A 22354-nucleotide genomic window follows, 5' to 3' on the forward strand; every position below is an offset into this window, starting at 1 on the left:
AGGAAATCCAGGTCTCCGTCGGCCTGGCTTCCTCCTGGCCGCTATTGCACCGGTGACGCCTCCAAATCGCCGCGCGCACATACTCATTGGGTGGCCCGCGGCGCTGGAATTCCCGCTCTCTTCCAGGGAAATTCCTTTCCCGCCCGACCCCAGGCCCGGGCAAGTGCTGGCGGACCGTGCGGAACCGGCCGTCGACCGTCCATGGGCCGCCGTCATATGCGGGCCCCGTCGGCCGCCGGGGCCCGGGAATCCGGTCTGCGAGGGAGGGTTTCGGTTCTGGAGGGGCTGGGGAGCGCTTGTTTGCCGGGGGCTTCGCGGCGGGGATGCGGTGACCGGCATCCTCCGCGCGATGCATTTCGCGATCGGCTCGTCCATGGGTGCGCGAAGTCCCCCTGGCCGCGCCGTTGGTCGAATGCGCAACGTTCCCGGTCCTGTGCGCGGCCCCTGCCTCCGGACTTTCCGTGGCAGGGTGTTCCGGGCAACTCACCTGGGTCTAGGGAAGAGGGGAAACCGTGATCGTCTGGCTGAACGGCACGTTCGGTGCGGGCAAGACCACTGCGGCTCAAGAATTGCTCGACCTGCTTCCCGGAAGCACGCTCTACGACCCCGAACTCCTCGGCAGCGGACTGCGGTTGATGCTGCCGGCCAAGCGGTTCGAGGAGATCGACGACTATCAGGATCTGCCGGCCTGGCGGCGCATGGTCGTGGACACCGCCGCGGCACTGCTCACCGAAGTGCCGGGCCCGCTGATCACGCCGATGACGCTGCTGCGGCAGGAGTACCGCGACGAGATCTTCGGGGCCCTCGCCGCCCGCCGGATTCCCGTGCGGCATGTGCTCGTGCACGCGGAGGAAACGATCCTTCGGGCCCGAATAGCGGAGCGCGAGAAGACCTCCGAGGACGCCGGGGCCGCCGCGTCGACGCGCCGGTGGAGCCTGGAACACCTGGGCCCGTACGCCGACGCGCTGCCCTGGCTCCGGGGCGACGCCCATGTCGTCGACACCACCCGGCTCACGCCCCGGCAGACCGCCGAGCGGGTCGCCGAAGCCGTGCGCACCGGCGCCGGTGCCTGCGACATCGTGCAGACCCCCGAACCGACCGCCGAGACGCTCGCGGCCGGTGTGCTGCTCTTCGACGACCAGGACCGCGTGCTGCTCGTCGACCCGACCTACAAGGCCGGCTGGGAATTCCCCGGGGGCGTCGTGGAACGCGGCGAGGCGCCCGCCCGTGCCGGGGTGCGGGAGGTCGCCGAGGAGCTCGGCATCGAACTGCCCAGCGCGCTCCGGCTGCTCGTACTGGACTGGGAAGCCCCCAAACCGCCCGGCTACGGCGGTATGCGGCTGCTCTTCGACGGCGGCACCCTGACCGACGACCGGATCGGCAAGCTGCTGCTGCCCGGCTCCGAACTGCGCGACTGGCGCTTCGTCACCGAGACCGAGGCGGAGAAGATGCTGCCGCCGGTGCGCTGGAACCGGCTGCGCTGGGCGCTGCGCGCCCGCGAACAGGGCTGTCCGCTCCACCTGGAGGCGGGCGTTCCCGTCGGCTGACCACCGGCCGGGAGGACCGGACGCCACCGGGCACCCCGGCCGGCCCGCGGCGCCCGTCCCTCCCGGCGAGCCCACCGGGAGGGACGGGCCCACGCATCAGGGCCTCAGGCGTGGCTCTTCGCGTACTGCCCCAGGAACAGCGCCTCCGCCAGGGAGAGCCGCTCCAGTTCCTGCGGCGAGACGCTCTCGTTGACCGCGTGGATCTGCGCCTCCGGCTCACTCAGCCCGATCAGCAGGATCTCCGCGTCCGGGTAGAGACCGGCCAGCGTGTTGCACAGCGGGATCGAGCCGCCCATACCGGCGGTCTGCATCTCCTCGCCGTCGTACGCCTCCCGCAGCGCCGCGGCCATCGACGCGTACGCCGGGCTGCTGGTGTCCGCACGGAACGCCTGCCCCTGCCCGACCTGTTCGACGGCGACCCGCGCACCCCACGGGGCGGCGCCCTCCAGATGCGCGGTCAGCAGCTTCGTCGCCTCGACCGCGTCCGTGCCCGGCGGCACCCGCAGGCTCACCAGCGCCCGCGCGCCCGCCTGTACGGACGGCGTGGCGCCGACCACCGGCGGGCAGTCGATGCCCAGCACGGTGACGGCCGGACGGGACCAGATCCGGTCCGCGACCGTGCCGCTGCCGAGCAGCCCGACCCCGTCCAGGACCTTGGCGTCCCGGCGGAATTCAGCTTCCGGATACTCCAGGCCGTCCCAGGTGGCGTCCGCGGCCAGCCCCCGCACCGTCGTCGAACCGTCCTCGGCGCGCAGCGAGTCCAGGATCCGGATCAGCGCCGCCAGCGCGTCGGGTGCCGCGCCGCCGAACTGGCCGGAGTGCAGATTGCCCTCCAGGGTGTCGACCCGGACCCGTACCAGGGTCATCCCGCGCAGCGTCGCGGTCACCGTCGGCAGGCCGACCCGGAAGTTGCCGGTGTCGCCGATGACGACGGCATCGGCGGCCAGCAGCTCGGGGTGTGCCTCGGCGTAGCGCTCCAGACCGCCGGTGCCCTGCTCCTCGGAACCCTCCACGATCACCTTGACGTTGACCGGCACCCCGCCGTGCTCCTTCAGCGCGCGCAGCGCCGTCAGATGCATGATCAGGCCGCCCTTGCAGTCGGCGGCGCCGCGGCCGTACCAGCGGCCGTCGCGCTCGGTCAGCTCGAACGGCGGGGAGACCCAGGCGTCCTCGTCCAAGGGCGGCTGCACGTCGTAGTGCGCGTACAGCAGGACCGTCGGGGCGCCGGCCGGGCCGGGCAGAAAGCCGTACACGGACTGGGTCCCGTCGGGGGTGTCCAGCAGCGCCACGTCCTGGAAGCCGTCCGCCCGCAGCGCCCCGGTGATCCACCGGGCGGCCGCCTCGCACTCGCTCCGGGGGAACTGGGCCGGATCCGCCACCGACTTGAAGGCCACCAATTCGGCCAGCTCGGTCCTGGCGCGCGGCTGCAGCGCGGCGACGGTCTGTGCGAGCGGGCTGTCGGACATGGAACGCTCCTTGTGGGCGCGGCGTTGTGCGTACGGGCCGTGTGGACCTCGTGAGCCGGACGGACCGGACGTACGGACATCAGTGCCCCCGATCTTCCCACAGGCCCCACGTACAACAGGGGCCCGTAGGATGCGGGCGGTACGCGCAGCCAGCCATCGAACGGGAGCAGACGCACAGGTGAGCAGCGAGCGGACAACGGAGGACAACGAGCAGGTGTGGGACGTCGTGGTGGTGGGCGCGGGGCCTGCGGGCGCCTCGGCCGCGCATGCCGCGGCGTGCACGGGACGCCGGGTGCTGCTGCTGGAGAAAGCGGATCTGCCGCGCTACAAGACCTGCGGCGGCGGCATCATCGGCCCCTCGCGGGACTCGCTGCCGCCCGGCTTCGATCTCCCGCTGCGCGACCGGGTGCATGCGGTGACGTTCTCGCTGAACGGCCGGCTCACCCGCACCCGCCGTTCCAAGAACATGCTCTTCGGGCTGATCAACCGTCCCGAGTTCGATGCCCGGCTGGTCGAGTCGGCCAAGGACGCGGGCGCCAGGGTCCGCACCGGTGTCACGGTCGCCCGGGTGGAGCAGCACGGCGCCGAGGTGCCGGACCGGCGGACCGTCGCGGTGGTGCTGGGGGACGGCGAGGTGGTGCTGGCGCGGGCCGTGGTCGGCGCGGACGGCAGCGCGGGCCGTATAGGGGGTCATGTCGGGGTCAAGGTCGACGAGGTCGACCTGGGCCTGGAGGCGGAGATCCCGGTGCCGCCGCCGGTCGCGGAGGACTGGGCGGGCCGGGTGCTCATCGACTGGGGACCGATCCCCGGCAGCTACGGCTGGGTGTTCCCCAAGGGCGACACCCTCACCGTCGGCGTCATCTCCGCACGTGGTGAGGGCGCGGCGACCAAGCGCTACCTGGAGGACTTCATCGGCCGGCTGGGGCTGGCCGGCTTCGAACCGAGCATCTCCTCGGGGCATCTGACGCGCTGCCGCGCCGATGACTCCCCGCTGTCCCGCGGCCGGGTGCTGGTGTGCGGGGACGCCGCCGGGCTGCTGGAGCCGTGGACCCGGGAGGGCATCTCCTTCGCGCTGCGCTCCGGGCGGCTGGCGGGGGAGTGGGCGGTGCGGGTCTCCGAGGCGCACGACGCGGTGGACGCCCGCCGCCAGGCCCTCAATTACGCCTTCGCCATCAAGGCCGGCCTCGGTGTGGAGATGGGCGTGGGACGCCGGATGCTCCAGGTCTTCACCCGCCGCCCCGGCCTGCTGCACGCCGCGATCACGGGCTTCCGGCCCGCCTGGCACGTCTTCGCGAAGATCACCCGCGGGACCACCACACTGGCCGAGATCGTCCGCACCCGCCCGGTGGCGCGGCGGGCGCTGGAGGCGATGGACCGGGGGTGAGCGGCGGTCGGTGGCCAGGTGCCGGCGGGCGGGCCGTGGGGGGCACGGCCCTCGTCGCACTCGGGGCGGCCGGCCCGCTGGGCGGTGACCGGGCAGGCTGGGCCGTCCGGGCCGTCCGCGTGGTCCTCCCGTCCGCAGGCCGTACTACCGGGGGAGTACGCCCGCGCACTGCCCCGGGCTGACGTCATCGGGCTCCGGTGCGGTCTAGCGTGACCGTATGGAGAATGCACGGCCGACGTGGGTGCGGCGCTGCTCCGGGCCGTTGGGGGCGCGGTGGGCGGCGGCTGCTTCCGGGGGGTGGTGGGGCCGGTCCGGGGCCCGGCTGACCCGGTTGCCCTGGCTTTCGACGCTGGTGGTGGCGGTTGCCGTGACGGCGGGGTCGGGCTTCGCCGGGCACAAGCAGCCCGGGCGCGTGCCGGTGGACTCCCTCGCCCGCGTCCTGCTGATCGGGGGCGCGGCGCTGCTGCTCTTCCGGCACCGCTACCCGCGCGCCGTCGCCCTCGGCACGGCCGCCGTCACCGCCGTCTACCTCGCGGCCGGCTACCCGTACGGGCCGGTCTTTCTCACCCTCGCGCTCGGCGCGTTCTCGGCGGTGGTCGCGGGGCACCGCGCGGTCGCGTGGTGCGCGCTGGGCGGGGTGTGGGTCTCGCAGGTGCTGGTCGCCCACTGGCTCTACCGCTCGCTGCCCCCGCACGACGGGCCCGGTCCCTGGGGCCAGGAACTGCTCGCCCTCGTCTGGGTGGTGGCCGTGATGGCGCTCTCCGAGCTGGTGCGGGTGCGTCGTGAACAGCTGGCGAAGGCCGGGGCGGAGCGGGCCGCCGCGGAGCGCCGGCGGGCGGACGAGGAGCGGCTGCGGATCGCCCGGGAGCTGCATGACGTACTCGCCCACAGCATCTCCGTCATCAACGTCCAGGCGGGCGTGGGCCTGGCGCTGCTCGACCAGGACCCGGAGCAGGCGCGGACCGCGCTGACCACGATCAAGGACGCCAGCAAGGAGGCGCTGGGGGAGGTCCGCCAGGTCCTCGGCGCCCTGCGCACTCCCGGCGAGGCGCCGCGCTCCCCGGCCCCCGGACTGGACCGGCTGCCCGAACTCACCGAGCAGGCGCGGCACGCCGGTCTGGCCGTGGACATCACCACCGAGGGCACCCGGGCCGCGCTCGCGCCCGGCACCGATCTCGCCGCCTTCCGCATCGTGCAGGAGGCGCTCACCAACATCGTCCGGCACTCCGGCTCGCGCACGGCCCGGGTGCTGCTCCGCCCTCTCCCCGGGGTGCTGGAGATCCGGGTCGACGACGACGGACCGGCGACCTCCGGCGCGGGCGAGCCATCCGGTGGCGGCAACGGACTGGTCGGGATGCGGGAGCGGGCGGCCGCCCTGGGCGGCACCGTTGAGGCGGGCCCACGCCCGGACGGCGGCTTCCGGGTCCGGGCACGCATCCCGCTGGCCGGGGCGCAGGAGCCCGACCGGGCCCCGGGTACGGTGACCCCGGCCGCCCCCGAGGAGGAGTCATGATCCGGGTACTGCTCGCCGACGACCAGCTGCTGGTCCGGGCCGGCTTCAAGGCGCTGCTGGACGCCCAGCCCGATGTCGAGGTGGTCGCCGAGGCCGCGGACGGGCAGCAGGCGCTGGCCGCCGTCCGCGAACACCGCCCGGACATCGTCCTGATGGACATCCGGATGCCGGTGGTGGACGGCCTGGCCGCCACCCGCCGGATCACCGGGGACCCACAGCTGGCGGCGGTGAAGGTCGTCATGCTGACCACCTTCGAGCTGGACGAGTACGTCTTCGATGCCCTCCGCTCCGGCGCCTCCGGCTTCCTGGTCAAGGACACCGAACCGGACGAGCTGCTGCGGGCCGTGCGCGCGGTCGTCGTCGGCGACGCGCTGCTCTCGCCCGGTGTCACCCGCCGTCTGATCGCGGAGTTCGCGGCCCGCTCCAAGGAGCCGGCCGCGGCCGGTGCGCTGTCCGAACTGACCGAGCGGGAGCGGGAGGTGATGGCGCTGGTCGGCATCGGCCTGTCCAACGAGGAGATCGCCCGCCGGCTGGTCGTCAGCCCGCTCACCGCCAAGACGCATGTCAGCCGCACCATGGTGAAACTGGGCGCCCGTGACCGCGCCCAACTGGTCGTCCTGGCCTATGAGTCGGGGCTCGTGCGGCCCGGCTGGCTGGGCTGAACGGGAGGGACGGTGTCCCGGGCGGGGCTGGTCGGGTCGGAGCCGGGGTGGGGCGGGGCGGGGGCGGGGGCGGCCGGCGGAGCGGCGGATCGGCGGACCGTGTCCCGGTGTTCGGACTCCCCGGTGTTCGGACTCCCCGGTGTTCGGACACCCCCGTCCTCAGGTCCCCCTCCTCAGATACTTCCGCGCTCCCGCCACAGCTGCGGCAGCGTCTCATCGCCGGTGATCGTCAACGCGTCCCACGGCAGACGGTTCCACAGGGCGAGGTACAGCTCCTCGGCCGGGCCCTCGATCGTGCAGTCCACCGGCTTGCCGGCCTCCGGGCCCTCGGCGTCCGGGGCCGTACGCACCGTGCGCGGCGGGGCGTCGGAGAGCCGGACCGTCCAGTCGGCGCCGGGGGCATCCGTCGCGCGCAGTCGCAGCGAGCGGGGGAGGTCCGTACGGAGCTTGCTGCGGTCGCCGGAGTGAATGCCCGTCAGTATTTCGTCGATGCCGTCGGCGGCGAAGGCGGACGGGAGCGGGGTGAGGGAGGCACCGAGCGCCTGCTGGGCGTCGGCGCGGTGCACCGAGGTCTCGTGTGCCTGGCGGCGCGCCCAGAACGTCAGGGGGGACGGGGCGGGCAGAAACGTCCAGGCCGTCAGGTCCTGCGGGGCGGAGTGCAGGGCCAGGACGAGCTGGTGATGGCCCTCGCGCAGCCAGCCGACGAGCTCGCCGTCGGGCAGGTCGGGAGCCTCCGGGAAGGAACCGGGCTGGTCCTTCCCCTGGGTCACGAACTCCGTCGCCCAGCGGTGGACCCGCCCGATATGGCTGACCAGATCCCGCATCTGCCACTCGGGACAGGCCGGAATCCGGGCGTCCGGCCCCGCCTCCTCGGCGGCATCGGCGAGCAGGCTTCCGTCCAGTCGCAGCGTTTCGACGAACTCGGTGATCTCCATGCCCCAGAGTGTGCCAGCCGGCACTGACAACGGACCCGCGCGGGTCCGGCCCCGGCCGGCCCGCGCCACGTCCACCGACCCGACGTCACCCGCGCTGACCTGCACGGCAGCGGTCGTTGCGGACTCAACCACTTTGCGTTCGCCCTGGGTTGGGACACCGCACCAAGAGGTACCGCGGAGCCCTCCCCCCCCCACGACGCAGCACGCCGCGCTACGACGTACCGCGGAGGGCCCCGTCACACCCTGCCGCCCGCCTCACCGGCAGGCGGTGTGGTGCGCCCCGCGGGTGACGTACGCGATGCCGGCCGCGACCGCGGCGAGCAGGGCGACCGTGGTCAGGGCGAGGGGCAGGCCCGCCGCCTCGGCGAGGAAGCCGATGGCGGGCGGGCCGAGCAGCATGCCGCCGTAGCCGACCGTGGAGGCCACGGCGACGCCGTCCGGTCCGCCGGCCTCGCCGGCGCGGGCGATGGCGATGGGGAAGATGTTGGCCAGGCCCAGGCCCGCGACGGCGAAACCGGCACCGGCCGCCCAGACCGTCGGGGCGAGCGCCCCCAGCAGCATGCCCGCGGTCGCCGTCGTTCCGCCCGCGATCAGCGCCCGCGCCGCGCCGAAGCGCTGGACGAGAGCGGTTCCGGACAGCCGTCCGACGGTCATCGCCAGTGCGAAAACGGCGTAGCCCGCGGCGGCCGTCCCGGGGCCGGCGGCCAGGTCCTGGGTGAGGTGCAGTGCGCCCCAGTCGGCCATCGCGCCCTCGCCGTAGGCGGTGCACAGGGCGATCAGCCCGAACACGACGACCAGGCGCCGTCCCCGTCCCGCGCGCCCGCTCGACGGCCGGCTCTCCGCGGCCGCCGTGCGCCGCTCGGGGACGACCGGTGCCGGGTGGGTGTGCAGCGAGCGCCCCGCGACGGCCGTCACCAGCAGCCCGAGCACGGCGAGGAGCGTGAGGTGGACGGTGGGGGGCAGGCTGCCCGCGACCAGCCCGCCGAGTCCGGCGCCGAGCATGCCGCCGAGGCTGAAGGCGGCGTGGAAGCTGGGCATCACCGGGCGCCGCAGGGCGCCGATGAGATCGACGGCGGCGCTGTTCATCGCGACGTTGAGGGAGCCGTAGGCGGCGCCGAAGACCAGCAGGACCAGGCCCAGCGCGGTGGCCGAGTGGGTCAGCGGCGGCAGCACGATGCTCAGGGCGAGGGCGGCCGCGGAGGCGGTGGTCACGGTATGGCTGCCGAACCGCCGGCACAGCCGCCCGGTGATCATCATGAAGGCGACCGCGCCGGCCGACACGCCGAGCAGCGCGAGTCCGAGGGTGCCCGCCCCGGCGCCGGTCTGCGCCTTGATCGCGGGGATCCGGACGACCCAGCCGGCGAAGAGGAAGCCATCCATGGCGAAGAACGCCGTGAGGGCGATGCGGAGAGGGGTGAGGTGTGGATCGGCGGCGAGGGGGCCGCGGTGCGTGGTCAGGGCGGCCCGTATTTTGTTTAGTGTCGGCACAAAGTCAGAATAGAGGGGTGACCCAGACTCGGACAACCAGGTTGGAGCGGGGCCGTGGCGCACTCGGTCCCGCACTGGAGCTCGTACACACCGGACGCGCGCCCACCCGCGCCGTCCTGACCTCCGAACTCGGCGTGACCCGCGCCACCGCGGGGGCGGTGGCCGCCGAGCTCGAAGCGCTCGGCCTGATCATCGTCGACTCCCGGCCGACCGCCTCGGCAGGCTCCCAGGGGCGCCCCTCGCACCGGCTGTCCGTCGCCGAGAGAGGGCCGGTCGTGCTCGCCGCACAGATCCACGCCGACGGGTTCCGGGTCGCGCTGGTCGGCCTCGGGGGCCGCATCGTGGCGACCTCGACCGGCTGCGGCACCATCCCCGCCGACCCGACGCACGTCCTCGCCGACGCCGTCGGGGCCGGTGCGGAGCTGCTGCGCGAGACCGGACGGCGCTGCCTCGGCGCCGGCCTGGCGGTGCCCTCCGCGGTCGCCGAACCGGACGGTGAGGCCCTCAACCCGCTGCACCTCGCCTGGCCCGCGGGCGCCCCCGTCCGCGAACTGTTCCTGCGTGCGCTCACCGCCGCCGGCATCCCGGGGGTCACCGACGCGATCGGCTTCACCGGGAACGACGTCAACCTCATGGCACTGGCCGAGCACCGCCACGGCGCCGGCCGGGGCGCCCGCGATCTGCTCTGCGTGGCCTCCGGCCACCGGGGCGTCGGCGGGGCGCTGGTGCTCGACGGCCGTCTGCACAGCGGCAGTTCGGGCCTGGCGCTGGAGGTCGGCCATCTGACGGTCAACCCCGAAGGGGCGCCCTGCCACTGCGGCAGCCGCGGCTGCCTGGACGTCGAGGCGGACCCGCTCGCCTTCCTCGGCGCCGCGGGCCGCGAACCGGGCCCCGAGGTCTCCCTGCTCCAGCAGGCCGCCGATCTGCTGCGGGACGAGTACGCCGATCCGGGCGTCCGCGCCGCGGCCGACCTCCTCATCGACCGACTCGGCCTCGGGATCGCCGGGCTCGTCAACATCCTCAACCCCGACCGCATCGTCCTCGGCGGGCTGCACCGCGACCTGCTGAAGGCCGACCCGGAGCGGCTGCGCGCGGTGGTCGCCGACCGCAGCCTGTGGGGCCGCAGCGGCGGGGTGCCGATCCTGCCCTGCGGCCTCGACCACAACAGCCTGGTCGGCGCGGCGGAGCTGGCCTGGCAGCCGGTGCTGGACGATCCATTGGTCATCCTCGACCGGTAGGGGCCGCCCGCGAACGGACGTCCTAGGCTGCGCTCATGATTCCCGAAGCGGTCGCGCGCAGCCCGTACGTCAGCCTGGTCACCTACCGCAGGAACGGCACCCCGGTGGCCACCCCCGTGTGGGCGGTGGCCGAAGGCGCTGAACTCCTGGTGTGGACGCGGGACGACAGCGGGAAGGTCAAGCGGCTGCGCAACGGCGCGCGGGTGACCGTCACCCCGTGCGATGTGCGCGGACGGATCGCCGAGGGCGCGCAGAGCCTCGAGGGCACCGGCCGGCTTCTGGAGGGAAGTGCCGCGCTCGGCCGGGTGCGTAAGGCGATGGCGCGCAAATACGGGCTGCGGTTCCGGCTGATGGACGGCGTCGGCGCACTGGTGCGCGGCGGGCGGCGGCCCCATGTGGGGATCTCCGTCACGCTGTAGCGGGTGCGACCGTTGCCCGGCCCGGGTGCGGAGTCCGCGGCCAGGCGGCGGCGAAGGCGCGCGCCGGGTTGGCGGTCAGGCACTGCGTCACCAGGTCGGCGCCCAGGGCGAGTTCGAGCCGTGCGCGGTGACGGCGCAGCAGATGCGGCATGCCCGGGCCGCCGTGGACCGACCGGGCGTCGGCCGTCGTGGTGTCGCCGCCCAGCAGGATCCGGTCGGCGAAGCCCGCCCCGGCCAGCGCGGCCAGCGCCTCCGGGAGGCGCCAGTCGGTCGCGTGATGGGCTCGCGAGGGGCCGTCGAACGCCAGATACGCCCCGGCCGCGGCGGCCGCCCGGTGCACCATGACGTCCGGTGCGCGGTTGAGGTGGCCGAGGATCACCCGGTCCGGCGGGACCGCCCACTCGCCGCAGAGCAGGTCGAGCACGTCCAGGGCTCCGGTCCCCAGCTCCAGATGGACGCCGATCGCGGCGCCGGTGGCCCGCTGGGCCTCGGCGGCCGCGGCCATGGTGTGCCGGGCATGCCGGTCCAGCCCGTGGAAACCGCCGGCTACCTTGATCATCCCGGCGCGGGGGCCGGTGCCGCCGATGCCCTCGGTCAGCTCGCTGACGAACAGTGCGGCCGGATCGGAGCCGACCCGCTCCAGCACCTCGGGGGCGTAGTGCACCGCCTGGTGGAGCCCGGTGGCCGCGACGATCCGCACCCCCGACTCCTTTGACAGCCTCGGGAGTTCGGCCGCGCCCCGGCCCATGCCGTACGGCGTCCACTGGATCACCGCCGCGCCGCCGGCCGTACGGAAGGCGCCCAGCTCGGCGGCCGCGGCCCCGGGGTCGTCCAGCTCCTGACCCGGCAGGAGGGGGCTGTGCAGGAAGAGGTGGTCGTGGGCGTTGCAGATGCCGAGATCACCGGGGGCGATGTCGCCCAGGACCGTACGGATGGTGGGCGCGGCCGGGTCGGGTGCGGGGGCCGGGGTCACCACTGCCGCCCCGTGACCGGTCGCCCGGCGTCCGGGGTGGACAGATGCAGCACCTGGAAGCGCGCGCCCGCGGCTCGCGGGGAGGTGTCGGCCCACAGGGTGAAGTGCACCAGCTCCCAGTGGTGGGGATCGAGGGCCAGCGCCGTGGTGTGCACACCGTCCGTCGTGGCCAGTTCCTCGTGCGCGGCCGCGGCCTGCGCCACGACGGTGGCCGCGTCGGCGTCGTCGGCGAGGGTTTCGGTCCGCCGGGTGAAGGCACGGGGGAGGGTGTCGGCGGCCGGGCCGCGCCCGTGGAACAGCCCCTGCCAGTGCCGGACGGCCGGCCGTCCGAAGTCGCGGACCACGCCGCGGAATCCGTCACCGAGCAGGAAGCGGTTCATGGCCTCCGGAGCGGACCATAGGTAGAACGGCGCGTACTGGTTGACCGGCGAACCGTCGACGCCGCGCTCGCGGATGCCGTACGCCTTGAGGGCGAGCCCGGCGTACTCGTCCAGAAGGTGGCCCCGGGACGCCACCCGGGCCCGGATGATCTGCATGTCGTAGTCGGCGGGCAGGGTGATCGCGTACTGCATGGCGTGCATGACGTACTCCGTACGGGCGGGGGAGGGCTTCAGCTGGTGAGGCCCGCGGCGGGGAGGACCTGTGCGGCGAGCAGCGACAGCACGCCCTGGACGGCGGCGTCGAAGGGGGCGGTGTCGTCCGCGGCGCGGGCCAGGACGTAGCCGCCCTGGACGACGGCCGCGACGGTCGCGGCGCTGGCCACCGGATCCAGCCCGTCGGCCAGTTCGCCGCGGCGCTGCCCCTCGGCGAGGACCTCGGTGATCCGGTCCCGCAGCCGGCCGAACATCTCGTCCAGCGGCGCCCGCAGCTCGGGGCTGTCCACCACCTCGCGGTCCTGGGTCATCCGGCCGACCGGGCAGCCGCGCAGCACCTGCCGCTCGCGCAGCAGATAGGCGGCGACCCGGTCGTACGCCGTGCCGGGGGCGGCCAGGCATTCCTCGGCGGCCTCCGTCATGTCCTGCACGGTCCGCCGGAGCGCGGCGAGGGCGAGGTCGGACTTGCCGGTGAAGTGGTGGTACATGCTGCCCTGGCCGGCGTCCGCGCGCTCCAGGATGGCCTTGGGGCTGGTGCCGACGTACCCGCGCTCCCACAGGAGTTCCTGGGTGCTGCGCACCAGCCGCTCCCGTGTACCGGGCCGTTCCTGAGTGCTCATGCGTGGACTGTACATACCAGTAGTTACAGAGGGCAAGGGCGGGCGGAGCGGGCGGCCGGGCTCCGCGTACTTCCCGCGGCGTACGGGCAAAGCCGCCGGCCGTACGACGACCGGCGGCCCCCGGGGAGCGAGGCTCGAAGGAGACCGGACGCCCCGGTCACGCGGGGACCGGCAGCACCGGCCCCGTCCCTTCCACCGAGGAGCTGATGGCGATGTTCACCTTCGCCGCACCCTGGGCCGGCGGCGGCCCGGGCCCCTGGATCCTGTTCGTGCCCGTCCTCTGGGCAGCGGTCGCCTTCGGCGTGATCACCCTGCTGAGCCGCACCGTGTGGCGGCGCGGTGGCCCCCGCGGGCACCTCCGCGGCCCGCAGCTCGCCGCCCGTGGTGACGTCCCCTCGCCCCTGGCCGTGCTCGGCCGGCGCTTCGCCGCGGGTGAGATCGACGAGGAGGAGTACTGGCGCCGGCTCTCCGTCCTGGAGGAGCACTTCGCCACCGGCCCCAAGGGGGGTGCGGCCTGACCGCCGGCGGACGCGGACGGCAGGCCCGCAGCGACCGGTGGGCAGGTGCCGCGCGGGCGGCCGGGCCGTCAGCCCGCCCGTCAGCCGACCTTCGTGCCCCGCAGCCGCAGATGCGGACCGGCCGCCGAGGCGTCCGCGAGGGGCAGGGGCTCCCGGTCGGCACGGCCCGCGCGCGCCTCTCCGGGCGCGGTGGTCAGGGCCGGAAGGGTGAACCACACGACCTTGCCGCTGCCGTCCGGGCGCACTCCCCAGCTCTCGCTGAGCGCCGCGATCAGCGCCAGCCCGCGTCCGCAGGTCTCCCAGCTGCCGGCGGCCCGGAGCCGCGGCTGCCGCGGGTCCTCGTCGTGCACCGAGACCGTCAACTGATCCAGGAGGACGCAGAGTTCCACGGTGCACTGCTTACTGGGGCGGGCGTGCCGGTGGACATTGGCGAGGAGTTCGGTCACCCCGAGCGCCGCCGGGTCTATCAAGGCGTCGAGACGCCAGTGCCGCAGCTGCGCGGAGACGATTCTGCGCACATGTCCGATGCGAGCCGGAACGGCTTGGAGCTCCACCGTGCAGTGCCTGCTGGGCTGCCTGATCACGACCGCGACTCCCTGATGAGGCCGGGCGCCCCTCGTACCGGGCAGGGGCGAAGATCGGATCCAGCGATGCCGACTACACCACAGCGTCACCGCTGGTGAACCCTCAGTGATACGAGTACAGGGTCATCCAGTCGGTGCGCTCCCGCAACCGCACCTCCCGGCCGGAAGAGGCCGTCAGGTGCGCGGCGGACGTGCCGCTTCCAGCGCCTTGAGGAAGAGCTCCGGTGCGCCGAGGGTGAGTGAGTAGCGATGGCCGTTGAGCCGGGCCAGTGCCCGGTCCCGCGCCGCGAACAGCGGCTTGTGGGCCTGCACGGCCTGCAGCGGGGCGCTGTCGATCTCGGTGCCGTAGCTGGTCAGCAGCGCCAGTCTGCCGTCGGCGATGACGACCTGTCCGGCGCGTGTCAAGGACCGCAGCCACCGCTCGATCCGTACGCCGGTCGCGTTGAACTCGGCCTCCGCCATGCCGGCACCTCCTCGGTGAACGGGCAGCTGCCCTCCACCGCCCCTTGGGGGAAGTCTGCCGGTAGGGCGCCCGGTGCACCAGTCTCCCCGGTGCCGAGCGCGCGCAACAGCGCCGCCCCACGGCTTCCTTGGGGTTTCTCAAAGCGATGTTTATGCAGGTAGGAGGGGTGCTGCGGGGGTTATAGTCGGAATCGGCCCGCCGTTGCGTGCCAGATGTCCAAGCCCCTTGAGGAGTGCGCCGGTGAGCACCGCACAGCAGCCGCAGAGCCGGCCCGACCACGAGGCCGCGGGCCCGGGCCCGATACCGACCGTCGATGTCGACCGCACGGATCCGGACTACCGAAGCTGGCTGAAAGAGGCCGTTCGCAAGGTGCAGGCGGACGCCAACCGCACCGCCGACACCCACCTCCTGCGCTTCCCGCTGCCCGAGGAGTGGGGGATCGATCTCTACCTCAAGGACGAGTCGACACACCCCACCGGAAGCCTCAAGCACCGGCTGGCCCGCTCGCTGTTCCTCTACGGACTGTGCAACGGCTGGATCCGCCCGGACAAGCCCGTCATCGAATCCTCCAGCGGCTCCACGGCCGTGTCCGAGGCGTACTTCGCCTCGCTGATCGGGGTGCCGTTCATCGCGGTGATGCCGGCCACCACCAGCCACGAGAAGACCCGGCTGATCGAGTTCCACGGCGGCACCTGCCATCTGGTGGACGACCCGCGGACGGTCTACGAGGTCTCCGCCCGCCTCGCCGCCGAATCCGGCGGGCACTACATGGACCAGTTCACCTACGCGGAACGGGCCACGGACTGGCGCGGCAACAACAACATCGCCGAGTCGATCTACCAGCAGCTGCGGCTGGAGCGCTATCCCGAGCCCGCCTGGATCGTGGCGACCGCGGGCACCGGCGGCACCTCCGCGACCATCGCCCGCTACGTCCACTACATGCAGTACGACACCCGCGTGTGCGTCCCCGACCCGGAGAACTCCTGCTTCTTCGACGGCTGGCGCACCGGGGACGCCAAGAGCGACTGCGCCACCGCCTCGCGCATCGAGGGCATCGGGCGGCCCCGGATGGAGCCCAGCTTCGTCACCGGCGCGATCGACCGCATGATGAAGGTGCCGGACGCGGCCAGCATCGCCGCGGTCCGCGCCCTGGAGACCGCGATCGGCCGCAAGGCGGGCGGCTCGACCGGCACCGGACTGTGGAGTTCCCTGCGGATCGTCGCCGAAATGGTCGCCGAGGGCCGCACGGGGTCCGTCGTCACGCTGCTGTGCGACCCCGGCGACCGCTACCTCGACAAGTACTACTCCGATGCGTGGCTGGCCTCCCAGGGCCTGGACATCACGCCCTACGCGCGCACCCTCGAGGAGTTCCTCGCCACCGGCTCCTGGCCCGCCTGAGCCTTCTTCGCGGGGCCGGTGGCCCGCCCGGAGGCGTCCGTTCAGCCCCGGGCGAGCCGGCGGTCCAGTGCCCGGACCGACTGCCTGAAGGCCCGGCCCAGGCCGGGCCTCGCCAGCGTCAGCAGAAAGCGGAACGGCGCCGGGCCGTCCGCCGCGAACATCCACCGCAGCCGGGTGCCGCCGTCGGCCGGCGTCAGCCGCCAGTCCTCCAGCAGCGCCCGCAGGCCCGGGGCGTTGGTGGTGTCGACCCGGTAGGCGTAGTGCGCGGCGGGCTCGGCCGCCAGGACCGTTTCGGCGAAGCGGGTGCCGCCCGTCAGCCATACCTCCCGGCCCGCGCCGTCGCGTGTGTGCGCCGCGCGGGACACGCCCGTGAACCAGCTCGACAAGTCCGCCACATCGTCGGCCAGTGCCGCGTAGACCGCCTCCGGCGGTGCGGCGAGCTCCGCGGCGAACACCAGCCGCAGCGGGGCGGATGCGGTGAAGTCGAGCCCGACGGGGTGCAGTCGGCGTGCCATGGGAGAGTCCCCCCTGGAAACGGTCGGCGGACCGGGGTGCCCCGGCGCGGCACACCATAGCCGCCGTCCCGTCAGATGTCTGCGTCCGCCGGCTCTTCGCCCGCCACCACCAGCTCCGGCGGCAGCTCGGCGAACTCCGCACGCGCCGCGGCGGGCAGCCCGGAGTCGGTCACCAGCACCGCCACCTGATCCAGCGACGCGAACGAACTCAGGCCGACCGTGCCCCACTTGGTGTGGTCGGCGACCACCACCACCCGCCGCGCGGACCGCACGAAATGCCGGTTGGTCTCCGCCTCCGCCAGATTCGGCGTCGACAGCCCCGCCTCCACCGATATGCCGTGCACGCCCAGGAAGAGCACATCGAAGTGCAGCGAACGGATCGCGGCGTCCGCGACCGGCCCCACCAGGGTGTCCGACGGCGTACGCACCCCGCCGGTCAGCACCACCGTCGCGGCCCCCGCGCGGGGCCCGCCGCCGCTGGCCGCCGCCCGCTGCGCGGTGTAGAACACATCGGCCACCCGCACCGAATTCGTCACCACCGTCAGATCGGGCACGTCCAGCAGCCGCTGGGCCAGCGCGAACGCGGTGGTGCCGCCCGCCAGCGCGATGGCGCTGCCCGGCGCCGCCATCTCGGCCGCCGCCCGGGCGATGTCCTCCTTGGCGCTCAGCTCCAGCGCCGACTTCGCCTCGAATCCGGGCTCGTGCGCGCTCGGCTCGCTGACCGGCACCGCGCCGCCGTGCACCTTCTCCACCATGCCCTGCCGGGCCAGGGCGTCCAGATCGCGGCGGACCGTCATGTCCGACACCTTCAGCCTGCGGGTGAGTTCATTGACCCGTACCCCGCCGCGCCGTCTGACCTCGTCGAGAATCAGGGCCCGTCGCTGCTCCGCGAGGAGGTTCTGGTTGTCACTCACCCCGGCCCGTCCCTTCCGCCCCGGCGCACGCTCCCGGGTCTGCGCACAGGCTGCCGCCCGCGATCACTGATGCCCTCATCCTCGCACGTGGTACCGACAGTGCCGCCGGTTGCCGGTGGGAAGCGGGCGGCAGGTTCCCGGCGCAGCCCCGGTGCGGGGACTGGATGTGCTCCCGGGGGAAAGGGACAATCCTGGAGGCGCCGCACCGCACGGCGCCGTGCTGACGACGGGGGAGACTGTGGAGACTGCGGAACCGACACCGCACGCCCGCGCAAAGGACCATGACACCCCGCCAGACGGGCCACCGCCGCCGGCACCCCAGCTCTCCCTGGAGCTGCTGGTGCACGGGGTCGGCGGCACCTCGGCCCAGGACATGCTCGGCGATCCCCGCGTCCAGCTGATCACCGGCGACGACACCGCGGCCTGCTACCGCCGCACGGACGACGCGGACGCCGAGCAGCGGCCCGACGACTACCGGGGCGAGCCGGTCCGCGAGGCGTACTGCTGGTCCAACCTCACCTCCGGCAACGGCGCCCGCGCCCTGTGGCTGATCCTGCTGCCCTTCATGGTCGCCAACCTCGCCCACTGGATGCGCCCGGCCGCACCACCCGAGCACCGCGCCCAGCGCCTCTACGACGTGCTGGTGCGCCTCCTCGCCCTCACCCTCACCGTGCTGCTCGCCGCCGCGGCCTGCGAGGTCGCCCTCGACCTCACGGCCTGGCAGTGCGCCGGCACCACCGCCTGCGCCGCCGGCAAGTCCTGGATGGGCTTCCTCAGCCCCGAGAACTCCGGCTGGTGGAGCGCCCCGGGCCGCCGCCTGTCCCTCGCCGCCACGGTGCCGTTGGGCGTGGTCGGCTTCCTGTGGTGGCTCTCGCGCCGTACGTGGAGCGCCTACGAATCCGCCTCGCCGCCACCGCGGCGGCCCGGCACGTCCCGTGACGTCCCGCCGGCCGAACGCACCGCGCTCAGCCTCGAAGGCTTCTGGTACGGCCGCCGGGTGGTCGCCCGGCTGCGTGCCGCCCACACCACGGCCGGGGTGCTGACCATCGGGACGGTGCTGCTCGCCGCCGGCGCGAAGGCCGACGCGCGGGCCGGCGGCAGCGCCGCCCTGGCGTCCACCGGCCGCGCGCTGGCCGTCCTGGTCGCGCTGCTCGCCGCCGCCACCCTGGTGGTCGTGTGGCGCACCGCCCGCAGTGAGGCCGCGCCGGACGACCAGTCCGACCGCCTGGTGGTGCGGGTGCTGCCGTTCGCCGCCCTCGCCTCGCTGGTGCTGATCGCCGTGCACACCGGCTGGGCGCGCCCCGGGGCCCGCAGCCACGGTGCGCTGCCCGGTGCCGCCGCCTTCGGCGGTATCGCCGTCTTCCAGGGCCTGCTGGTCCTCGCGCTGGCGCTGACCGCCTGGGTCCTGCAGCGCGCCGCCCGTGACGACGCCCGCACCGCCCTGCGCGGCATGGGCGGACCGGCCGTCGCCCTGCTGGCCTGCGCGGTCGGCGGGGTGCTGTCCGGGGGAGTGGCCCAGCGCTTCGCGGACTGGATGGACGGCGACGCGACGCCCGGCCAGGAGCACGCCCCGGTCCCCGGGCCGCCGGTCCTGCTGTCCTGGCAGGCCTCGGTCCTGCCCGTCCTCCTGGTGGTGGTCGCCGCCGTCGCGGTGCTCGCCGCCGTCCGGGTGGTGCTCGTCCGTGGCCGGGTGGCCCGGGACGTCCCCGGGCTCTACGACCCGCGCGAGCACCTCGCCCGGCGCCGCGTCAAGGGCATCGCCGGCGCCATCGCGCGGGCCGGACTCACCGACGCCGCCCCCGTCCTGGTCGCGGCCATCGCGGCGGTCACCCTCGTTCTGGGGGCCGGCGCGGTGGCCGGTGCCTGGCTCACCGACCTGGCGCCCGGGCGTGCCACCGAGGGCGCGACGCCCGTCGTGCACGCCGCCGCCGAGACGGCGGAGACCCTCGGCTCCTGGCTGATGAGCGCCGGCGTCATACTGCTGATCACCATGGGCCGGCGCGCCTACCGCGACCACGCCGCGCGCCGCACCATCGGCATCCTCTGGGACGTCGGCACCTTCTGGCCCCGCGCCGCCCACCCCTTCGCGCCGCCCTGTTACGCCGAGCGTGCCGTCCCCGACCTCACCTGGCGGATGGCCACCTGGACCGAGCGGTTCGACGGCCGGCTGGTGATCTCCGGGCACTCCCAGGGCAGTGTGCTGGCGGCCGCCGCCGTCTGGCAGCTGGACCTGGTCACCCGCAGCCGGGTCGCCCTGCTGACGTACGGCAGCCCCCTGGAGCGCCTCTACGGCCGCTGGTTCCCGGCCTTCTTCGGGCCGCCGGCACTGACCGGTCTGCACCGCCAGATGGACGACTGGCGCAATCTGTGGCGCTTCACCGACCCCATCGGCGGACCGATCCGGCTCACCTGCGAGGACGGCCGGCGGATCGACGAGGGACCGCTGCGCGATCCGCTGTCCTTCGGCCGCACCCTGCACCACCCGCTGCCCGCCCAGATCCTGGGCCACGGCGACTACCAGGCCGACCCGGTCTTCGACCGGGTGCGCGCCGAGCTCATCGCCCGGCTCGGCCCGGACCTGCCGGGGCAGCGGCCCGCCGGCGCCGTCCCGGACCGCCGTGCGGATCAGGGGAGTTCGGGCAGATCGTCCGCGTAGAGCAGGGTCAGGTCGTCGGTGTTCGGGTCGGTCAGCTGCGCCACCCGGCCCGCGTGCCGCTCGACCATCGCCTCGAAGGTCTGCCGCGCGGTGCGGCCGTTGCCGAACGAGGGTCCCTTGGGCAGCGCCGTGAAGTGCTTCAGCAGCGCCTCGCCGGTCCCCTCGGCGAGGCGGTACTCGTGCTCCTCGCCCTGCTGCTCGACGATCCGCAGCAGCTCCTCCGGCGCGTAGTCGCCGAAGGTGATGGTCCGTGAGAAGCGGGAGGCCACACCGGGGTTGACCGCCAGGAACCGCGCCATCTCGGCGGTGTAGCCCGCCACGATCACCACCACCGCCTCCCGGTGGTCCTCCATCAGCTTCACCAGGGTGTCGATGGCTTCCTTGCCGAAGTCCCGTCCGGAGTCCTCGGGGGAGAGGGCGTACGCCTCGTCGATGAACAGCACCCCGCCGCGCGCCCGGTCGAACGCCTCCTGCGTGCGGATCGCCGTCGAGCCGATGTGCTCGCCGACCAGGTCGACCCGGGACACCTCGACCAGATGCCCGCGCTCCAGCACGCCGAGGGCGGCGAGGATCTCGCCGTACAGGCGGGCCACGGTGGTCTTGCCGGTACCGGGGGAGCCGGTGAAGACCAGGTGGCGGCGCACCGAGGCTGCCTTCAGCCCCGCCTCCTGCCGCCGGCGTCCCACCTCGATCATGTTGATCAGGCTGCGCACCTCACGCTTGACGCTCTCCAGGCCCACCAGGGTGTCCAGTTCGCCCAGCACCTCGTCGGAGGGCCGGCCGCTGACGGCCGGGGCCACGGCGGCGGGGGCGGACGGGGAAGTGGCGGGCGGGGCGGCCGGGGGTGTGCCCTGCGCCGGCACCGTGCCCAGCAACCCGGCCGTGCGCGTCACCTGCTGGACCGCGGGCGCCGCCACCGCACCGGCGGCCGCTGCCGGCCGGGCGCGGCTCTCGTCGCTGGTGCAGTCCTGGACCGTCGGCCCGTCGCCCTGCCCCGCGCCGCCCTCGGCGAATTCGTAGCCGCCTCGGGCACACCGCTCCGTACGGCACCGCGTCAGGGTCGTACGGCAGCCGTCGATCACATGGAAACCGAAGCCCGAACTCCCGGTGACCCGGCAGCCGTGGAAGGTGCCGCGGCCCTCCGCGGAGACATAGAACCCGGCCTCGGCCGGTGAACTGACCGTGCACCCCTCGATGGTGGGGTCCGCGCCCTTGGTGACGATCACGCCGGTCTGGGCGGCGTCGATGGTGCAGTTGGCGAGCGTGCCGCCGCTGCCGTGGTCGCGGAACCACGCGCCGGTGGCGGCCTCGCGGATCCGGCAGTCGTCGAGCTGGACGGTCGCCCCGTCGCTCACCGACACCGCGGTGTTGCGGACCTGGGTGAGGTCGCAGTCCACCACGTCGGCGCGCGAGCCCCGGTCCAGCACGAACAGCGCGTCCGGCACGTCGTGCACCCGGGTCGAGTCGAGCACGGCGGTGGCGCCGTCGCTGACCCACACCGCCGGATAGTCGCCCGTGCTGTCGTGGATCTCGCACCGGTTGGCGTCCACCCGGGTGCCCGGGTCCCATACGGACAGGCCGTTGCGCCCGAAGTGCCGCACCGTGCTGCGGGTCAGCGTCAGCACCGAACGGGAGCGCAGATCGACCGCGTTCTCCGGGATGTCGTGGATGTCGCAGTCGGCGAGGGTGAGGACCGCGTCGGTGTCCAGGGTGACCCCGTCCGCGGAGGTGCGGTGCACGGTGCAGTCGGTGAAGTGGCCGGTGGCCCGCGCGGCGATCTGGATCCCCGCGCCCTTGATCTCATAGAGCTCACAGCCGACCGCCTCGACCGCGCTGCCCTCGCCGTTGACCGACAGGCCGGCCCCCGAGGCGTGGTGGATCCGGCAGTTCTCCAGCCGCGGATGGGCCCCGTCGCGCACCGCCACACCGGCCTGCCCGGCGGCCACCACCTCGCACTCCTCGAAGAGGCCGCCGGCGCCGTCCTGGACGCTGATGCCGACCCCGCCCGGATTGTCCACCGTGCAGCGGCGCACCGTCGGGCGGGCGCCCCCGCGGACCTCGATACCGGAAGCGGACCGGGTCACCACCCGCAGGCCGGACAGCTCCGGGGCGCCGTCCTCCACCAGCAGGGCGGGCGAGGCCGAATCCGTCGCCTCCAGATGCAGATCGTGGACGGTGGCCGAGGCCCGGACCGTCAGTGCCACCCCGTCGGCCGGGGCGATCCGCACCGAACCGCGGGCGCCGTCCGGGCCGCGCAGCGTCACCGCGCGCACCAGCACCAGATTCTCCCGGTACGTACCGGCCGGGACGGTCAGTACATCGCCGTCCCCGGCGGCCTCCAGGGCGGCGGCGAGCGAGCTGTACTCCCCTGTACGGCGCCGCCACCGGGAGGTTCCGGAGTGCGTCACCTGGACCGAGCCCTGTGCCATGGTGCTGTCGTGTCCCCACTTCGTGCGGCTGTGTCGGCT

General features: G+C 74.1%; 20 protein-coding genes. 9 read left to right on the forward strand and 11 right to left on the reverse strand.

Features of this window, described 5'->3' with window-relative positions; translation table 11 throughout:
- Positions 1–512: 512 nt before the first annotated feature.
- A complete protein-coding gene (locus OIU81_RS31210) occupies positions 513–1547 on the forward strand; it encodes an NUDIX hydrolase (protein ID WP_329153202.1) in 1035 nt (344 codons plus the stop codon).
- A 104-nt stretch (positions 1548–1651) separates the two neighbouring features.
- On the opposite strand, the gene OIU81_RS31215 is transcribed toward OIU81_RS31210, so the two are convergent.
- The gene (locus OIU81_RS31215; protein ID WP_329153204.1) at positions 1652–3013 is read right to left on the reverse strand and encodes a dipeptidase; all 1362 of its coding nucleotides are present in this window, start codon (positions 3011–3013) and stop codon (positions 1652–1654) included.
- Between the two features lie 178 nt (positions 3014–3191).
- Here OIU81_RS31215 and OIU81_RS31220 point away from each other — a divergent pair, with 178 nt between their 5' ends.
- From OIU81_RS31220 to OIU81_RS31230, 3 genes are all read left to right on the forward strand, one after another.
- Positions 3192–4397, forward strand: a complete 1206-nt coding sequence (locus OIU81_RS31220; RefSeq protein ID WP_329153205.1) for a geranylgeranyl reductase family protein — start codon at positions 3192–3194, stop codon at positions 4395–4397.
- Between the two features lie 217 nt (positions 4398–4614).
- Positions 4615–5910: a sensor histidine kinase gene (locus OIU81_RS31225; RefSeq protein ID WP_329153206.1), complete on the forward strand. Its 1296-nt coding sequence runs from the start codon at positions 4615–4617 to the stop codon at positions 5908–5910.
- Positions 5907–6572 carry a response regulator transcription factor gene (locus OIU81_RS31230; RefSeq protein ID WP_329153207.1) on the forward strand — a complete coding sequence of 222 codons (666 nt, stop codon included), beginning with the start codon at positions 5907–5909 and terminating at the stop codon, positions 6570–6572. The genes OIU81_RS31225 and OIU81_RS31230 overlap by 4 nt, the downstream gene beginning before the upstream one ends.
- Before the next feature lie 173 nt (positions 6573–6745).
- On the opposite strand, the gene OIU81_RS31235 is transcribed toward OIU81_RS31230, so the two are convergent.
- Positions 6746–7507 (reverse strand): maleylpyruvate isomerase family mycothiol-dependent enzyme, encoded by a 762-nt coding sequence (locus OIU81_RS31235; protein WP_329153208.1) that lies wholly within the window; start codon positions 7505–7507, stop codon positions 6746–6748.
- Between the two features lie 255 nt (positions 7508–7762).
- Entirely contained in the window at positions 7763–8995 is a 1233-nt protein-coding gene (locus OIU81_RS31240) for an MFS transporter (protein ID WP_329153209.1), read from the reverse strand.
- 17 nt (positions 8996–9012) lie between these two features.
- Here OIU81_RS31240 and OIU81_RS31245 point away from each other — a divergent pair, with 17 nt between their 5' ends.
- Together OIU81_RS31245 and OIU81_RS31250 are read left to right on the forward strand one after the other, a co-directional pair.
- The gene (locus OIU81_RS31245; protein ID WP_329153210.1) at positions 9013–10233 is read left to right on the forward strand and encodes an ROK family protein; all 1221 of its coding nucleotides are present in this window, start codon (positions 9013–9015) and stop codon (positions 10231–10233) included.
- Positions 10234–10268: 35 nt separating this feature from the next.
- On the forward strand, positions 10269–10652 hold the full coding sequence (locus OIU81_RS31250) for a PPOX class F420-dependent oxidoreductase (protein ID WP_329153212.1): 384 nt from the start codon (positions 10269–10271) through the stop codon (positions 10650–10652).
- On the opposite strand, the gene OIU81_RS31255 is transcribed toward OIU81_RS31250, so the two are convergent.
- From OIU81_RS31255 to OIU81_RS31265, 3 genes are read right to left on the reverse strand one after another with little or no spacing between them, the layout of a single operon-like run.
- Entirely contained in the window at positions 10642–11628 is a 987-nt protein-coding gene (locus OIU81_RS31255) for a phosphotriesterase (protein ID WP_329153214.1), read from the reverse strand. The genes OIU81_RS31250 and OIU81_RS31255 overlap by 11 nt on opposite strands.
- Positions 11622–12206, reverse strand: coding sequence for a DUF4865 family protein (locus OIU81_RS31260; RefSeq protein WP_329153216.1), 585 nt, complete (start codon positions 12204–12206; stop codon positions 11622–11624). Before OIU81_RS31260 ends, OIU81_RS31255 begins: the two co-directional genes overlap by 7 nt.
- A gap of 29 nt (positions 12207–12235) precedes the next feature.
- Positions 12236–12853 carry a TetR/AcrR family transcriptional regulator gene (locus OIU81_RS31265; protein ID WP_329153217.1) on the reverse strand — a complete coding sequence of 206 codons (618 nt, stop codon included), beginning with the start codon at positions 12851–12853 and terminating at the stop codon, positions 12236–12238.
- Between the two features lie 197 nt (positions 12854–13050).
- Here OIU81_RS31265 and OIU81_RS31270 point away from each other — a divergent pair, with 197 nt between their 5' ends.
- Positions 13051–13356, forward strand: a complete 306-nt coding sequence (locus tag OIU81_RS31270; protein ID WP_329155477.1) for an SHOCT domain-containing protein — start codon at positions 13051–13053, stop codon at positions 13354–13356.
- An 80-nt stretch (positions 13357–13436) separates the two neighbouring features.
- On the opposite strand, the gene OIU81_RS31275 is transcribed toward OIU81_RS31270, so the two are convergent.
- On the reverse strand, positions 13437–13940 hold the full coding sequence (locus OIU81_RS31275; protein ID WP_329153218.1) for an ATP-binding protein: 504 nt from the start codon (positions 13938–13940) through the stop codon (positions 13437–13439).
- Positions 13941–14114: 174 nt separating this feature from the next.
- Complete coding sequence (locus tag OIU81_RS31280) at positions 14115–14402, reverse strand: hypothetical protein (RefSeq protein ID WP_329153219.1); 288 nt, start codon at positions 14400–14402, stop codon at positions 14115–14117.
- Positions 14403–14643: 241 nt separating this feature from the next.
- Here OIU81_RS31280 and OIU81_RS31285 point away from each other — a divergent pair, with 241 nt between their 5' ends.
- Complete coding sequence (locus OIU81_RS31285) at positions 14644–15801, forward strand: PLP-dependent cysteine synthase family protein (RefSeq protein WP_443074073.1); 1158 nt, start codon at positions 14644–14646, stop codon at positions 15799–15801.
- A 41-nt stretch (positions 15802–15842) separates the two neighbouring features.
- On the opposite strand, the gene OIU81_RS31290 is transcribed toward OIU81_RS31285, so the two are convergent.
- Both OIU81_RS31290 and OIU81_RS31295 read right to left on the reverse strand, forming a co-directional pair.
- Positions 15843–16316 (reverse strand): SRPBCC family protein, encoded by a 474-nt coding sequence (locus tag OIU81_RS31290; protein WP_329153220.1) that lies wholly within the window; start codon positions 16314–16316, stop codon positions 15843–15845.
- Positions 16317–16387: 71 nt separating this feature from the next.
- Positions 16388–17230 carry a DeoR/GlpR family DNA-binding transcription regulator gene (locus tag OIU81_RS31295; RefSeq protein ID WP_329153222.1) on the reverse strand — a complete coding sequence of 281 codons (843 nt, stop codon included), beginning with the start codon at positions 17228–17230 and terminating at the stop codon, positions 16388–16390.
- A gap of 238 nt (positions 17231–17468) precedes the next feature.
- On the opposite strand from OIU81_RS31295, the gene OIU81_RS31300 reads away from it, so the two are divergent.
- On the forward strand, positions 17469–19886 hold the full coding sequence (locus tag OIU81_RS31300; protein ID WP_443074074.1) for a hypothetical protein: 2418 nt from the start codon (positions 17469–17471) through the stop codon (positions 19884–19886).
- Here the strand turns inward: OIU81_RS31300 and OIU81_RS31305 are convergent.
- Positions 19856–22315, reverse strand: coding sequence for a right-handed parallel beta-helix repeat-containing protein (locus OIU81_RS31305; protein WP_329153223.1), 2460 nt, complete (start codon positions 22313–22315; stop codon positions 19856–19858). The genes OIU81_RS31300 and OIU81_RS31305 overlap by 31 nt on opposite strands.
- Positions 22316–22354 lie beyond the last annotated feature (39 nt).

Origin of the sequence: Streptomyces sp. NBC_01454 (assembly GCF_036227565.1) — a bacterium.
Lineage (GTDB): Bacteria > Actinomycetota > Actinomycetes > Streptomycetales > Streptomycetaceae > Streptomyces.